The sequence below is a fragment of the Rhizobium sp. BK529 genome (assembly GCF_014194105.1).
Lineage (GTDB): Bacteria > Pseudomonadota > Alphaproteobacteria > Rhizobiales > Rhizobiaceae > Rhizobium.
Map to the genome: position 1 here is coordinate 230358 of NZ_JACIAU010000005.1, position 14519 is coordinate 244876.

Genomic DNA, 14519 nt, shown 5'->3' on the forward strand with positions numbered 1-14519 from the left:
CCTCAGATCGCGCCCTCGAGCGCCACCAAAGCTGCGCCTCCCATCCCGTTCACGAGGATGTGCCGATGATCTGCACGGGAGCTCGGCGAAGCGGGCTGAGCAGGTCCGCCGGGCACTTCCTGCTGACGACAAGCACATCGACCTCATCGAGGCCGACAACGCTGTAGGCGGATACGGCACCGAGCTTTTCCCGTGAGCCAAGCACGATGGTCTCCGCAGCCTGGCGGCAGATCGCCCGCTTCACCGCTGCTTCCTCACGGTCTCCAGTTGTCAGGCCGTGCTCCGGATGGATGCCGGTCACGCCCATGAAGTACAGGTCCGTGCGGATCTGGCCGATGGCTTCGATGGCAACTGTGCCGACAGAGACGTTTGAATGCTTGAAGATGCGACCGCCGATCAACTCCACGTCCACGCCCGGATGATCAAGAAGCGCGGTTGCGACGTCGGGGCTGTGGGTCACAATGGTGGCCTTCAGGGCCTTCGGCAGGGCGCGTGCGAGCCTGATCGTCGTCGTGCCACCGTCCAGGAAGACGATTTGTCCCTCTTTGACCATACCGGCGGCGATCTTGGCGATCTCCGCCTTGTCGTCGGCGGAAACATTACGGCGTGTCGGAAGATCTGCGAGCGCCTTGGAGGCTGGAAGAGCGCCGCCGTGCACGCGTTGAAGCAGTCCTTCGCCTGCCAACTCCCGAAGGTCGCGGCGGATGGTGTCTTCGGAAAGCCCCAGCTTCTGGCTGAACTCCTTCGCAATGATCCGGCCTTCCTTGCCGAGACTGTCGAGGAGCAGCGCCTTGCGCTCAGTGGTCAGCATGTGGAGCTTCCTTTTGAAATGAATTCTTCGGGGACCTTTGCAATCTCCATTGCACCTGGCTCCAGTCCGCAGTGGCTCGTCAGTTTAGCCTCCCGATTGACTGCAGGAATTCCTGAATATGGAACCTCGCCGCGGAGCGCCCCTTGTCCGCGATGTAGAACCCGTGATCGCACCCGCGTAGGACGATGTGCCGAACAGCAGTTCCAGTTGCCCAGTCTTTACTCGGTGCAAAAGGATCGTGCTCCCCTGTCACAACAAGAGTTGGGACCTGTATATTTTTCGGATCCTCGTAACGTAGCCTTGTCGAGCCAATGCATATCAGAGCCTCGACTTGCATGCCCAAGCGAACAGCCTTCCATAGCAGCGTGCCGCCGGCACTGTAGCCCGTTCCTATAGCCACTTGGGGATACGTCTGGGCAAGCCTTGATGCAGCAAAGCCATATCCACCGTCCACAAGTGCTTGATGAATACCCTCTTCGCATTTTGAAGGGATTAGCAGGTCGCGGATATCCACGCGCCGAACGGGCTGCGTTGCCGTTAGTTGACGCAGACACTGACCAGGGGCGGGTGCATAGTGGATGTCGCCAATGATTATTTCGTTCCAGTTCATTGTTGAGGCTTCCGGCCGTTCCACCATTCCTGCTGATTGTTCTCTTCATGTTGCACGAATCGAAAAAGCATGCAATATCGCGCACTCGATGAGGGAGAGCGTGAATGTCTGTTGCAGATCGAGTTAGGGTCGAGCAGGTGACCACCCTGTCGGACGACTGGTATGTCCTGAAGAAGACGATCTTAAGCTTCCGACGGACGGACGGACAGTGGCAGAGGCAGAGCAGAGAGACTTACGACCGCGGCAATGGCGCGACGATCCTGCTCTACGATTTGCAGCATCGGAAGGTCTTACTCACGCGGCAGTTCCGCTACCCTGCTTTCGTCAACGGGCATGATGATCTCCTGATCGAAACACCCGCCGGACTTCTGGACAAGGCAACTCCGGAAGAGCGGATCCAGGCGGAGGTGGAGGAGGAAACCGGGTACCGCGTCAGCGATGTGAGGCAGGTGTTCGATGCGTTCATGAGCCCTGGCTCGGTGACGGAGCGCCTGCACTTCTTTGTGGCGGCCTATTCGGCCGCTGATGAAGTCTCCGAGGGCGGGGGCAACGCAGATGAAGGGGAAGACATCGAACGTCTAGAGCCGACAATCGAAGAGGCGCTGGCGATGATCGCCGATGGCCGCATCCGTGACGGCAAGACCATCATGCTTCTTCAGTATGCGGCGCTGCACATTTTCAAGGAGGCCGCATGTTCACCCTGAGAGCGGCAAAAGGCGAAGATCTAGCGCGCAACTTCGAGATCTGGCGCACTTCGGTTCAGGCGACGCACGACTTCCTCTTGCCGAAGGACTTCGCGGAGATCGCTGAGCTTGTCGAGAAGTCGTATTTGCCATCGGGCAACTTCACAATCGCGGTTGACGCCGACGACCTAGCCCACGGGTTCATCGGCGTGACCGGAGATCATGTCGATGCCTTGTTCGTCCACGCCGGAAGCAGGGGAAAGGGCGTGGGCCGCCTTCTTCTTGAGACGTTCTCGTCGGATCGCGACGAGGTGACAGTCGATGTGAACGAGCAGAATAGCTCTGGCAGGATGTTCTACGAGAAGATGGGCTTTCAGATCACGGGCCGTTCCGACTTCGACGATGCGGGTCGCCCGTACCCGCTCCTGCATATGCGGTGGAGGCGGACATGACGGATCTCGTACCGCTTGATCGGGAGAGGGATGCAGAGGCTGTTCTTCAGGTGTTTCGGTCTGCCACGGATTACGTGCTTCTTGAAACCGGCTCGTTGCCGACGATGGAGAATGTGTGGGAGTTCCTCGATGATGCACCGCCTGGCCAAGCCTCGGATGACGTACTCAAGCTCGGGATCGTTGGTGCAGGAAAGCTGATGGGTGTAGCGGATCTGGCTTTCGGTTATCCGAGTTCCGAAGACGCATATATCGGCCTGATGCTCATCGACAACACGGATCGCGGAAAGGGTTTCGGACGAGCCGCCCTTGCGCAGCTAGAGTTGCTGGCAAAGGAGAGAAAGGCAACAAGGCTGCTTCTGGCGGTTCTTGAAGACAATGTGACGGCGGCGCGGTTCTGGGAAGGGAACGGCTTCAGCCTGGAGCTGCGCACCGAGCCCGTTGTTCTCGGGAAAAAGACGTGTGTCCGTCTGAGATACGTGAAGCAGCTCTCCCAAGTGAACTTTTCCATCCGTATGTACCGTCCGCAGGATCTGGACAGCGTGATCGATGTCTTCATCCGCGCGATCCGCGAAACTGCCGCCAGGGACTATTCGCCCGCGCAGGTTGATGCATGGGCACAGGCCGATCGGCAGCTATGGTCACAGCGCCGGATGAGCAGGCCTACATGGGTCGCAGACGTTGATGGGAAGCCCATAGGCTTCATTGATCTGGAGCCTGATGGTCACATCGACATGATGTATGTCGATCCTCGATATCTGGGGCAGGGGGTGGCGAAACAACTCCTGCAGACGGTGGAAGCACAAGCTCGCACGGGCAGCCTGCAGAGACTGTACTCAGAGGTCAGTCTGACCGCACGTTCATTCTTCGAAAAAAATGGCTTCCAGGTGGTCGAGCCAGAAACTGTGTTTCGAAGCGGCGAGTACTTCGATCGGTTCAAGATGGCGAAGGACTTGACGTGAAGCGGAAAGCGGCGTTTCCGCCGATCCTGCCCGTCAGTCAATCTGGACTTGTCGGGGGCTCTGCGGACGTTTCGATTAGGAGCGAATTCATGAAACGGCTTGCAGGCAAGCACTGCGTCATCACAGGAGCTGCGCGAAGCATCGGGCTGGCTATCGCGGAAAGGTTCAGTGCTGAAGTGAGCAGGTAATCCTGCGCGACAGCACAGTCTGGGATGGAGCGGCAGCGGCGCAACGTCTTGGGTGCGAGTTCCTGGAGCTTGATGTTCGCGATGAGGAAGATTGGGCTCGCTTGGAGAAGCACGTTCCGGAACTCGATGTCATGGTGATCAATGCTGGAGTACGGGCTTCGATGAGGCGTACGGGACGGTTACGCTCAAGGATGACGTGGTCGCGACAGAGGAGGCAATCGCCAAGGCGAAGCATCCAGTGATCCTGGTCGGCCATTCATACGGCGGCTCGGTCATTACCCAAGCTGGCAATGACCCAAAGGTCCGCAGCCTTGTTTATCTGGCCGCCTTCGCTCCGGATGAGGGCGAGTCCGTCGCCAAACTGGCAGAGAAGAAAGTGCCGGGCGAGCCAAGCGCACCGCTCCTGCCGCCTAAGGATGGCTTTCTGATCGTTGATCCTGCCAAGTTTGCTACCGCGTTTGCCGGCGACGTGGATGCCAAGACGACGGCATTCATGGCCAATGCTCAGCTTCCTTGGGGATTGGGCGCCGTTGGCGGCGTCATCACCAAGCCTGCCTGGAAGGGCAAGCCCAGCTACTTCCTTGTGGCGACCAATGACCGGATGGTGCCGCCTACGGCCCAACGGGACATGGCGAAACGTGCTGGCGCCACGGTGAAGGAAATCGCGAGCAGCCACGCCGTGATGATGTCTCACCCGGACGTAGTAACTGCCTTCATTGAAGGTGCGGACGGGGCGTCAAAATAGGTGGACGCAATGCTTGGGCGTCCAGACAATCGAGCTGCCGACACCCCTTTCTGGATCCTCAATCACGCATAGAAAAGCCCGCCCGATCACGAGTGACCGGGCGGGCGCTATAGAATGAACGCTGCGATAGCGCACTGCCAGCCCGATTAGCACAAGGTGAAACGGGTTGAGGAAGGAAAGCAGCGTCGCTTGCCTGTTGTCAGACACGCTTGACTATAAATGCATCATCCGGTACCAAGGCGGCCGAGACCTAACTCTGTCTCCGTAGGCGTTACCGTCATCCAACGCGTCCTTTGTCGAGGGGTTCCCAGCAGGGAAAACTCGGCGATCTCAACAGGACGCTTATCATGACCTTAACACGAAGTGACGCATTAACTCCGCCTGCCGTTTCCACATTCTCCGCTCTTTCTCCAATTGTTGTCGCGGTCTTCCTGGGCTTTCTTGCCTTCAGTGTTCCCCTCGGCGCCTTGTCTCTCGAGATTGGCCATCGACTTGGCTTCGACGCGGTCGTTGTCGGTGCAGTGATTGGGCTGCAGTCCCTGGCGACCCTTGTGACGCGCCACAAGGCGGGCGGACTCGCTGATCATCGTGGGCCGCGTTTTGCAGTCCTCTGGGGGCTGCCGATCACAGCCAGTTCCGGCCTATTATATGACCTCTCGACGCTTCCCCTCGGCGCCGACGGAAGTCTCGCGCTCTTGGTGTTGGGACAGTTGATCATGGGCCTCGGTCAAAGCCTCTTTCTCACAGGATTGATGAGCTGGGGCATTGCCCGAATGGGTGAAAGCCGCACCGGAAAGGTGATGTCTTGGACGGGCATTGCCATCTATGCGTCCCTGGCCGTCGGCGCACCAGTAGGCCTTGCCGTCCAAGCTGCATACGGTTTTGCCGTTGTCGGAGCTGTAGTTTTGATCGCGCCTGCTGTCGCATTCACCTTATCCCTGTTCCTGCCCCCGACGCCTGCATCCGGAACTCATCGCGTTCCTTTCCACCGCGTTATCGGCTTGATCTGGAAGCCCGGCCTTGTGCTTGCCCTTGCAACCGTTCCGTTCGCGGTGATGGAAGCCTTCCTACCGCTCTACTACACGGCATCCGGCTGGTCAGAGCCCGGCGTCGCCCTATTTGCTTTCGGCGCCGCCTACATTGTTGTTCGCCTGATCGGCTCAGGTTTCGCGGATCGTTTCGGTGCATCTCCTGTCGCGATATGTTCTCTGTGCCTCGAAGCCGTTGGGCAGGCATTGCTGTGGCTGGCTCCTGTTTCAGTCGTTGCCGTGGCTGGCGCTGCGCTCACAGGTGCCGGGTTTTCGCTGATCTTTCCATCAATGGGAGTTCTTGCGACCCGATCCGTTCCGCCGGCGCAGCGCGGGCGTGCAGTGGGTAACTTTATCGCCTTCTCAGACATGGCGCTCGGAGTGACGGCTCCCGCCGTTGGATTGCTCTCCCAATCATCCGGCATCGCAAGCGCTTTCCTCGTTGGGACGTGCGCCACATGCGCTGCCGTTGTTCTGCTTCCATCGGTGCGGGCCCAAAGCCAAGCCTGAACCACGAAATGAGCGGCTGCTTACGCAGTTCTTCAATCACATGCCAGAGCAAGATCCGCGCCTTCGTGGCCTACAGCGGCTTGCGCTATTCTCTCAACAAAACATCTGGAGCCAACAACATGAACATCACAGGCAATACCATCCTTATCACAGGCGGTACGAGCGGCATTGGACGGGCTCTTGCTGAGGCATTTCATCGCCTCGGCAACCGCGTCATCATTGCTGGTCGCCGGCAGCCCCTGATCGATGAAATCACCGCCAAGCATGAAGGCATGGTCGGTCTTCAGCTCGACGTAGACGACCCAGCCTCCCTGTCATCGGCGGTCGCACATATCCGTTCCCGATTTCCTGAACTCAACGTCCTCATTGCCAATGCCGGGATCTCGAGATCCGAGGATCTGGCCGCCGACCATTGGACTGCATCTGACGCAGAGGCAATTGTGCGCACCAACATCCTGGGTGTGCTGCACTTGACTGCGGCATTTCTTCCCTTGTTGAAAAGGAACCCGGATGCCACCATTATAGCGACAAGTTCCGCGCTTGCTTTCGTGCCCCGGGCCGACTTCCCGACCTATTGCGCGAGCAAGGCATTCCTTCACTCCTGGCTAACCTCTCTGCGCCACCAGCTGCGCAAGATACCTGTCGAAGTGCTCGAACTTTCCCCTCCTTACGTGCAGACGGAACTCACCGGAGCCGCGCAAGCCTCGGATCCACGCGCCATGCCGCTCGATGCATTCATTGAAGAGGTGATCGAGATGTTGAGGCAAGGTGATCACCCTGGCGGGGAGATCCTGCTGGCGCGGGATCAGCCGAGGCGGCGAGCGGAGCGTGACGGTACCTACGATAGCATCTTCGCCGCCATGAACCCTAGCTAAAGGCAGACAAGATGCTTCTCAAGTCAATCTTCTTCGCCGCGGCATGTGCCGTGGCGGCCCTTCCAATGCCTGGTTCCTGTTCCGACGGCCAAACCGTCGATGACCGTCTTGCCAAGCGCCTAGAGAGTGGGCGGCGAGGTCTGAACCGAAACAAGGCCCGCAGCCTGTCCCCCGGTCGCAGCAAGGAGCGAAGTGCCGGGACGGCAACTATGCGCCAACTGCACTCATTGCTTTGACGACATAAATCTTTATGGTGACCGCGACACCATCCACGGCCAAGGTTCCGTTCGCAGGGAATTTTCGCCTAAGCGTTCCACAAACAAATCCACGACAACTCCCGCGTCCCTGTGCCGAATGCAAGCATTCGGACGGACGTTTATATTTCACGGGTGCATCAATGAGCAAACTCGTACTTCTCTCCGGCTGCTCAGGCGGAGGTAAATCGACACTTCTCGCAGAACTTGCCAAGCGAGGTTTTGCCGTCACGGAGGAACCGGGGCGTCGCATCGTCAAACAGCAACTCGAAAGCGCCGGCGACGCCTTGCCATGGGTCAACATGGCCGGGTTTGCTCAACGTGCAATTGGGATGGCCGTCCAGGACTTGCAGAATGCTCAAAAACAATCTCGCTTGACCTTTTTTGATCGAGGGCTCATCGATGCCGTCGCCGCTCTGCACCATGCAACGGGGGAGGCAATTTCGAACGATCTGGTCGCTCAGAACCGCTACCATGACGAAGTCTTCATGACCCCTCCATGGCCTGAAATCTATCACGCCGATGCAGAGCGACGTCTCAAAATAGAGGACGCAATTGCCGAATACGAGCGCCTCAGACAGGTATTCCCAGCGCTCGGCTATAGAGTCCGGGTGTTACCTAAATTGGCTGTCGAGCAACGCGCGGATTTCGTTTTAAGGCATTTGCCTCGGGAGCTGTTCTTATGAGATCGGCTTCCTGTTGATGTCCGCCGTGCACCAAGACCGACTATGGAAGGAGTGTCGTATCCGAAGATCGGCTTGGGTGGTGATCATAAACTCCGGTCGAATCGTCCCTCCCGGCAACCAAGGTTCTTTGCTTACCAGTCTGAGTTCTCATAGCGAAAGGAGCGGGTCGTCGGTTCGATTCCTCTCAAGAGCTGCATTATTTCCGTTGTTAAAAGCTGGTGGGCTCGAGGGTGCGATGGCCTCTCGCCTACCTCATATCGCTATCTAGCATGCCACCGACTTTTGTTGTTTCAATCGGCCGCCACGGGAATTTCAATTGGTCAAGGCTTGACTTTCAATTGGTCATCACCGTAGTTTCAAGCGGTCACCAATGGAATGAAGCTATGGTGCTGTATCCAAGGCTCGTTGAGCAACGCGTTGCCGACGCCATGTCAGACACGCGAGTCGTTCTGATCGTAGGTCCCCGACAATCAGGCAAAACGACGTTGGCCAGGAAGATGGCCAACGAGGGGATGGAGTATTACACGCTGGACAACGGGACGACCCTGGAGGCAGCACAACAGGATCCAGTTGGCTTTGTAAGGGGTATGGACCGCGCCATTATCGATGAGATTCAGCGCGCTCCCGAGCTGTTGTTGGCGATCAAGGAGAGTGTGGACACCGACCAGCGCCCAGGGCGTTTCCTCCTGACCGGTTCAGCCAATCTTATGACGCTGCCACGCGTGGCAGACTCGCTCGCAGGGCGCATGGAGGTCGTTCGATTGCTGCCGCTTGCGCAAAGCGAGATCAGAAGGTCCGGCAGCAGCTTCCTGCGTGACGCCTTTCAAAACGAAGCAAAGGCCGGAGAACCAATCGTCGGAGACGACCTGATGGCTGCGGTTCTGGCCGGTGGATATCCCGAGGCATTGGGCCGCAAAACCTTGAGCCGCAGACAGGACTGGTATGCGGATTACATCCAGGCGATCGTTCAACGCGATGTTCGCGATGTTGCGCAAATCGAGCAGATTGCTCAAATGCCGCGACTGCTACGCATTCTGGCAGAGCATTCGGGCCAGCTCGTGAACTATTCCGGGATCGGGGCTGCAATCGGGATGAACCACATCACAACGCAAAAATACGTCGGAATCTTCGAGAGCCTGTTCCTCGCTCGAACCGTGCAACCTTGGTTTTCCAATAAACTGAAACGCCTGACCAAGACACCCAAAATACATTTCCTCGATTCTGGTCTTCTCGCATCCCTTCGTGACCTCTCTCTTGAGCGCCTCCGCGACGACAGGGGCCAGTTCGGGGCGTTGCTGGAGACTTTCGTTTTTGGGGAGATCCTCAAACTCGCCAGCGGTGGGCAAACTCGCTTCGAGTTTTCGCACTTTCGGGACAAGCAGCAGAACGAAGTCGATATCGTCATCGAAGACAGAAGAGGGCGGATCGTCGGTATTGAGATAAAAGCGGCGGCAACCGTCTCGAATTCCGATTTTTCGGGGTTGCGAATTTTGGCCGAAGCGTCCGGAGAAAAGTTTGTTTCGGGTATCGTCTTGTACGACCATGACAGGGTGATCCCTTTCGGGGAACGTTTGTCCGCTGTTCCAATATCGGCATTGTGGCGTTAGCGCGTAAGAATTTCGCTTCAGTCTCCAGACTCGAGCATTGAAGCTTCGACGGGTTTCGATAACAACTTGGCCTTATGTTCGATTCCCATCAAGGCGACCATCGTTTGCGCACGTTGTAAAGCAAGTTGCTTATATTTGCTTTGGCTTTCGTCCTGCTCTCATCGGTTTCGGCCGATCCCCGGTGGGAGGCTCAGAGAAGAATTCAGAAATATCCGCAACCAGAGCGAGGGCTAATCTATCGAGGAGATCGACCGAAGCGTTGTGCTTTCCTCTCTCCAGATCACTGATAACGGTTCGGTCCACCTGAGCGTCGACAGCAAGATTCTCCTGGGTGATGTTCCGCAGGGAGCGAAGATTTCGCAGATTCCAAGCTATGCGCGCACGAGTGTCCATAGCCCATGGGCACCATCTTGCATTGCATTAATCCATGGGATATAACCGACATATTATCACAACGTCGTCGCTTGTGCGTCGCGATGGTCACTGTCTGCGAGGGCAGGTGGGGCAAACCTATGGAATTACGCCAGCTATCCTACTTCGTTGCGGTGGCCGAGGAGCTGCATTTCGGCAGAGCTGCAGCCAAGGTGCACATCGCCCAGCCAGCTCTGTCGAACCAGGTCATGGCGCTGGAGAAGGAACTCGGCGTGCAGCTCTTCATCCGCTCGACCAGGCGGGTGGAGCTGACAAGGGCAGGGGCGGCGTTCTATGAGCGATCGGTGCGGATCTTAAGTGAGATCGATCTGTCGAGGGAGATCGCGAGGTCGGTGGCCGGCAAGGCGGCGAGGAAGATTGCCATCGGCACCGTCTATCCCGCCACCATCGGCGTGCTGCCGTCCTTCCTGTCGCGCATCGGCCGCAAATATCCCGATATCCGCATGCATATCGAAAGCGGCACCACCGATGACATCATCCGCCATATCGAGGCAGGCCGCATCAACCTCGGCTTCATTAGGCCGGTGGAGAATATCGGTTCGTTGCGCTTCTTCTCGATCGCCCATGAGCGCTACCTGCTGGCGGTCGCCAAAGAGAGCCCGCTGTCATTGAAGAGCGAGATCGATCTTGAGGATCTGCGCTCCGAAAAGATCATCTCGTTTTCCCGTCAGAACCTCTCCTACAGCGAGCGCTATTTCGCCGAAAAGTTCGAGGAGCACGATCTGACTGATAATGTCACCTACACCTGCGACGACACCTTCTCGCTGGTGTCGCTGGTCTCGGCCGGCCTTGGCATCGGCTTCGTGCCGGAATGGACGCAGGATCTGCCCAACCGCGGCTTTGAATTGAAGAAGGTGAGGGGGATCGATTTCAAGATCGGCCTTGGTGTCGCCTGGAACCGGGAGGATCCGACTGCCGGCCGTGACGACATCATCGATATTGCGCGGTCGCTGGTGCGGCCGGGGAGGTGAGGGGAGGCACCGCCGGCCACAGATCGTGATGGGACTACCGAGGTAACGATGTATCAACCTTAACGTTGCTAAATTTAGACCTGAGCCATTCCGCGATAATATCCGCTCGATCGGGGCAGCTAATGCGGTCACCGGAAACAACTTTCGGGGCACGGTTGTAGAGAATTATACCATGCGCAGAAAGTTCGACTTCATATTCCAATATCAGGTCATCCTCCTCGTATCTTACTGTATGACGATGAGGCATTGAAATCTTATGATCAGTCATTCTAGAATCCTTGGATCATCTTCACGCCATCATTCAATGATGTCCCATTTCCTATCGTTACTTGCTGTCCGCTCGTTGAACGGATTGTCACTCAGAGCTGGCTCGGGAATCTGTACAACTAGGATAAGTGGAATTTCTGCCTGAATTCGGCTTAGATACCAGGAACAAGACGAGCGCGCCGGAACCATAGCCCGGCTTTCAAGGCGAAGGTGGCACTTGCCGCCATCAGAGGTGAGCTTACGCTGGTGGAGTAGTCCCAGCAGTTCGATGTGCACGCCAACCAGATCAAGCAATGGAAAGACCAGCTCCTTAAGGGTTTACAGGAGTTTTTGGCGATGAAACCAAGGCCGAACCGGCCGGTCCAACCGTCGATGTCAAACGCTTCATGCCAAGATCGGCGAACTGACACTGGAGAACGATTTTTTATCCGGTGCGCTCGGCAAGGCGGGATTGCTGGGCGGAAAGAAAATGATGAACCGCGAGTTTCTCGGCTTCAGCCGTGGGAGCGTCTATTATCTACCGCGTCCATTGTCCGACGGTGATCTGGCCTTGATGCGTCGACGAACTGCATCTGGACTACCCGTTTGCCGGAAGTCGAATGTTTCAAGGGCTCTTGAGGGGAGAAGGGCTGGAAACTGGGCGGCTGCACATCGCCACGCTGATGAAGAAGATGGGCATCGAAGCGATCTACCGTCGGCCGAACACCTCCAAACCAGCACCTGGGCACAAAATCTATCCCTATCTTCTGCGCAAGTTGGCGGTTACCCGACCCAACCAGGTGTGGGCAATGGACCTGACATCTATTCCGATGGCACGGCTTTGTCTATCTCTGCGCCGTCGTAGATTGGTTCAGTCGCCGTGTGCTCTCATGGCGGCTGTCGATCACGATGGAAGCGGCCTTCTGTATCGCAGCAGTCGAGGAAGCTTTGGTCCGTTGGCAAACCCGGCATCTTCAATACGGACCAGGGATCGCAGTTTACCTTTGTCGACTTCATGGCGGTGCTGAAGAAGGCGGAAATCCCCATCTCGATGGATGGCAAGGGTGCGTGGGGGGACAACGTGTTCGTCGAACGGCTCTGGCGTTCGATCAAATAGGAAGTCTACCTCCACGCCTACAAGACCGTGTCCGAAGCCCGCATCGGCATTGGCCGATATCTGACCTTTTAAAATAGCCGACGCCCACATTCATCCCTTGACCGGCATACACCGGATCAGGCCTACTTCAACGCGCTGGCACCAATGACGGTGGCGGCATAATCGAGGCGGAAATCCACTTAGCGAAACGCCCGAAACTGTTCAGACAAACTGAGCCACCTCTGACACCCCGCTGCACGCGTTGGCGCTCCTGGACGCCGCTGCCGAGATCATCGAAAAGATGCTCGACGAGTCGCCGGCCTAAACAACCAGCCATTCGAGCTTCTCGTATTCGGTTGGTCCTAAACCGATAGATTTCATGAAGTCGTTTAAATAACAATAGTGACCGGCCCCAGGAACCTCTGACCAATGAGCGGGTCCGATTTCACTTTCCTTTAGCCATGTCTCTTCAGATTCCTCGCATACGAAAATAATCTCACCGGTCGTTTTTACACGCACAGGAATGACCCAGCCTTGATTGCAGTTGGGACACCAATGTTTTGTCATGGCCATGGATATGCTGACCTTATCTCTGAACCGTCAACGTTCATCACAACAATGCAGATATTTGTCTCCGACGACGGATGCGTATAAACGCGCTGCGTTGTGCGGTCCAGACACAGTGGGTTCGAGGGAAGGTAACCACGCTTGGTTACCTTCCCTCGTGCTTACTGGCGCTTTTTGCGCCAGGGCGCATTCTTCTGCCAGTCGCCCGCCATGATGCTTCCGTACGGGATCACTTCGTCGACCACCTCGGCAAGGCCGAAGTGGTCGATCTGTGCCCGCACATTGGCAGCGCTCTTATAGGCGCTCGGCAGTTCCGACACGTCGGCAAAGCCGGAGAAGAAGCGGACGTCGAGGCCGCTTGTTTCCTTATCCAGGATGGCTGCGATGTTATTCGGACTGAGACCACGTGAATCTGCCCCATACTCCGCCGACAACTGCCGCATATGCGCGCTGCGCGAGACGTTACGGCCGGCGCCATGCGGCGAGAAGCCGAGGCCATGAGCGGCATTCGTTCCGCGAACGATCAGCACCGGCTCCGCCATGTTGAGCGGAATGATGGTGAGATCCGTGGCATCGTGCGCCCAGTTATCAAACGCCGGCGTCGCTCCCTTTCCATGATAGAACAGTCCATCCGACTTCCGGAAAACAAAATTATGTTCATTCCAGAAGCGATCCGAAATCTTGGACGAGAGCTTTTCCGCCGCCATGTCGTGCAGGACATAGTGGTTTTCCTTCGTCCACTGACGGATCGTCTGCAAAGCTGACCAGTAGAGGTCGCCTTCCTCGGTATCCGCCGGAATCCAGGCGTTCTCGCGATGGGTCTCGGGCGAGATCTGCTCGCGGAAGCGGTTGGCAACCTTCATGCCCCTATCGTAGAGCCGTGCACCCGGAGCGCGCGATCCGTGATGGGTGACGAGCGCGGTTTCACCGGTCGACTTCATCGTGCCGACATAGGCGAAATGATTGCCGTCACCTTGGGTCGCAAAGTGCTCGATGCCGGCGCTCAGCGCTCCATCGCGCAAATACGGGTTCTGCTCGAAAGCCGATAGCGTCGCCCCCGAAGGCTTGAACTGCGCGCCGCGCGGACGGCCGCCGGGGCCGAAATGCGTCACGGCCTGCACGGCGTCCATCAGCGATTTCGGATGGACGCCTGAAAAGATCGAGATTGCCATCGAGCAACAGATATCGGCCGAATGCATGCCGGGATGAATTGCTTCGGAAGCGACGACACCACCGACCGGAATCGTGCCGATTGGACCCGCCGGGCAGGCGTCCGGCATGATTGCCGCGGCACGGACGACTGGCGTGCGCACCAGAGCGCGCATCGTCGCGTTGACCTTCTCGACATTATCCTGCTCAAAAGCGTTCTCGGCGCGGATGTTGGAATAGATCGCGATATCGTTATCGGCCCTGAGAGCCAACGTCGGTCCGGGCTGGAATGCCTTTGCCACCTCCAGCGCGTCCGCCATCGAGCCGCCGTTCCCCAAAACTGCATTGGCCGCGTCGAGCGCCTGACGAAACCATTTTCCCTGGCTCATGCAGGCATCGATCAAATCCTGTCCGCTCATTACCGTTGTCATTGTCTTTTCTGCGTCTGCAGTCCTTCTGTTACGTTGCTTCCTTTCACACCCCTTGGGCGACGAACTTTCGAGGACCGTTACCGTCGCTCTCAGCTGGTTCGTGCCAGAGACGTTTCAAGCGCCGTGCCAGTTTGATCGTATGAGGGGGAGAAACGCGGCGAATTTTCATTATAGATTTGTTTTTATTGACGAAAAATTTCGGATCCTCGCTTTTTAATC

Annotated in this window: 13 protein-coding genes and 1 pseudogene; 10 read left to right on the forward strand and 4 right to left on the reverse strand. The window is 57.2% G+C overall.

Features of this window, described 5'->3' with window-relative positions; genetic code table 11:
• Positions 1 to 49: 49 nt before the first annotated feature.
• Together FHX08_RS26380 and FHX08_RS26385 are read right to left on the reverse strand one after the other, a co-directional pair.
• Positions 50 to 811, reverse strand: a complete 762-nt coding sequence (locus tag FHX08_RS26380) for a DeoR/GlpR family DNA-binding transcription regulator (protein WP_132657443.1) — start codon at positions 809 to 811, stop codon at positions 50 to 52.
• Between the two features lie 79 nt (positions 812 to 890).
• On the reverse strand, positions 891 to 1421 hold the full coding sequence (locus tag FHX08_RS26385) for an alpha/beta hydrolase (RefSeq protein WP_132657441.1): 531 nt from the start codon (positions 1419 to 1421) through the stop codon (positions 891 to 893).
• Positions 1422 to 1525: 104 nt separating this feature from the next.
• Between FHX08_RS26385 and FHX08_RS26390 the strand changes: the two genes are divergently transcribed.
• The 8 genes from FHX08_RS26390 to FHX08_RS26425 all read left to right on the forward strand — a co-directional run bounded on the left by FHX08_RS26390 (position 1526) and on the right by FHX08_RS26425 (position 9408).
• Entirely contained in the window at positions 1526 to 2125 is a 600-nt protein-coding gene (locus FHX08_RS26390) for an NUDIX domain-containing protein (protein WP_132657440.1), read from the forward strand.
• Entirely contained in the window at positions 2113 to 2556 is a 444-nt protein-coding gene (locus FHX08_RS26395; RefSeq protein WP_132657438.1) for an acetyltransferase, read from the forward strand. Before FHX08_RS26390 ends, FHX08_RS26395 begins: the two co-directional genes overlap by 13 nt.
• Positions 2553 to 3515: a GNAT family N-acetyltransferase gene (locus FHX08_RS26400; RefSeq protein WP_132657436.1), complete on the forward strand. Its 963-nt coding sequence runs from the start codon at positions 2553 to 2555 to the stop codon at positions 3513 to 3515. The genes FHX08_RS26395 and FHX08_RS26400 overlap by 4 nt, the downstream gene beginning before the upstream one ends.
• 279 nt (positions 3516 to 3794) lie before the next feature.
• Positions 3795 to 4448 (forward strand): alpha/beta hydrolase, encoded by a 654-nt coding sequence (locus FHX08_RS26405; protein WP_132657434.1) that lies wholly within the window; start codon positions 3795 to 3797, stop codon positions 4446 to 4448.
• Positions 4449 to 4795: 347 nt separating this feature from the next.
• The gene (locus tag FHX08_RS26410) at positions 4796 to 5986 is read left to right on the forward strand and encodes an MFS transporter (RefSeq protein ID WP_207896897.1); all 1191 of its coding nucleotides are present in this window, start codon (positions 4796 to 4798) and stop codon (positions 5984 to 5986) included.
• A 65-nt stretch (positions 5987 to 6051) separates the two neighbouring features.
• Positions 6052 to 6861: an SDR family oxidoreductase gene (locus FHX08_RS26415; RefSeq protein WP_245508368.1), complete on the forward strand. Its 810-nt coding sequence runs from the start codon at positions 6052 to 6054 to the stop codon at positions 6859 to 6861.
• Between the two features lie 397 nt (positions 6862 to 7258).
• Entirely contained in the window at positions 7259 to 7801 is a 543-nt protein-coding gene (locus FHX08_RS26420) for an AAA family ATPase (RefSeq protein ID WP_132657432.1), read from the forward strand.
• A gap of 383 nt (positions 7802 to 8184) precedes the next feature.
• Complete coding sequence (locus tag FHX08_RS26425; RefSeq protein WP_132657564.1) at positions 8185 to 9408, forward strand: ATP-binding protein; 1224 nt, start codon at positions 8185 to 8187, stop codon at positions 9406 to 9408.
• A gap of 129 nt (positions 9409 to 9537) precedes the next feature.
• Here the strand turns inward: FHX08_RS26425 and FHX08_RS26430 are convergent, their stop codons facing one another.
• The gene (locus tag FHX08_RS26430) at positions 9538 to 9801 is read right to left on the reverse strand and encodes a helix-turn-helix transcriptional regulator (protein WP_132657430.1); all 264 of its coding nucleotides are present in this window, start codon (positions 9799 to 9801) and stop codon (positions 9538 to 9540) included.
• 119 nt (positions 9802 to 9920) lie between these two features.
• On the opposite strand from FHX08_RS26430, the gene FHX08_RS26435 reads away from it, so the two are divergent.
• A complete protein-coding gene (locus tag FHX08_RS26435) occupies positions 9921 to 10811 on the forward strand; it encodes a LysR family transcriptional regulator (protein WP_132657429.1) in 891 nt (296 codons plus the stop codon).
• A 423-nt stretch (positions 10812 to 11234) separates the two neighbouring features.
• Positions 11235 to 12336, forward strand: a pseudogene (locus FHX08_RS26440) (IS3 family transposase).
• Between the two features lie 545 nt (positions 12337 to 12881).
• Here the strand turns inward: FHX08_RS26440 and FHX08_RS26445 are convergent.
• Positions 12882 to 14288, reverse strand: a complete 1407-nt coding sequence (locus tag FHX08_RS26445) for an RtcB family protein (protein WP_132657562.1) — start codon at positions 14286 to 14288, stop codon at positions 12882 to 12884.
• Positions 14289 to 14519: the final 231 nt, after the last annotated feature.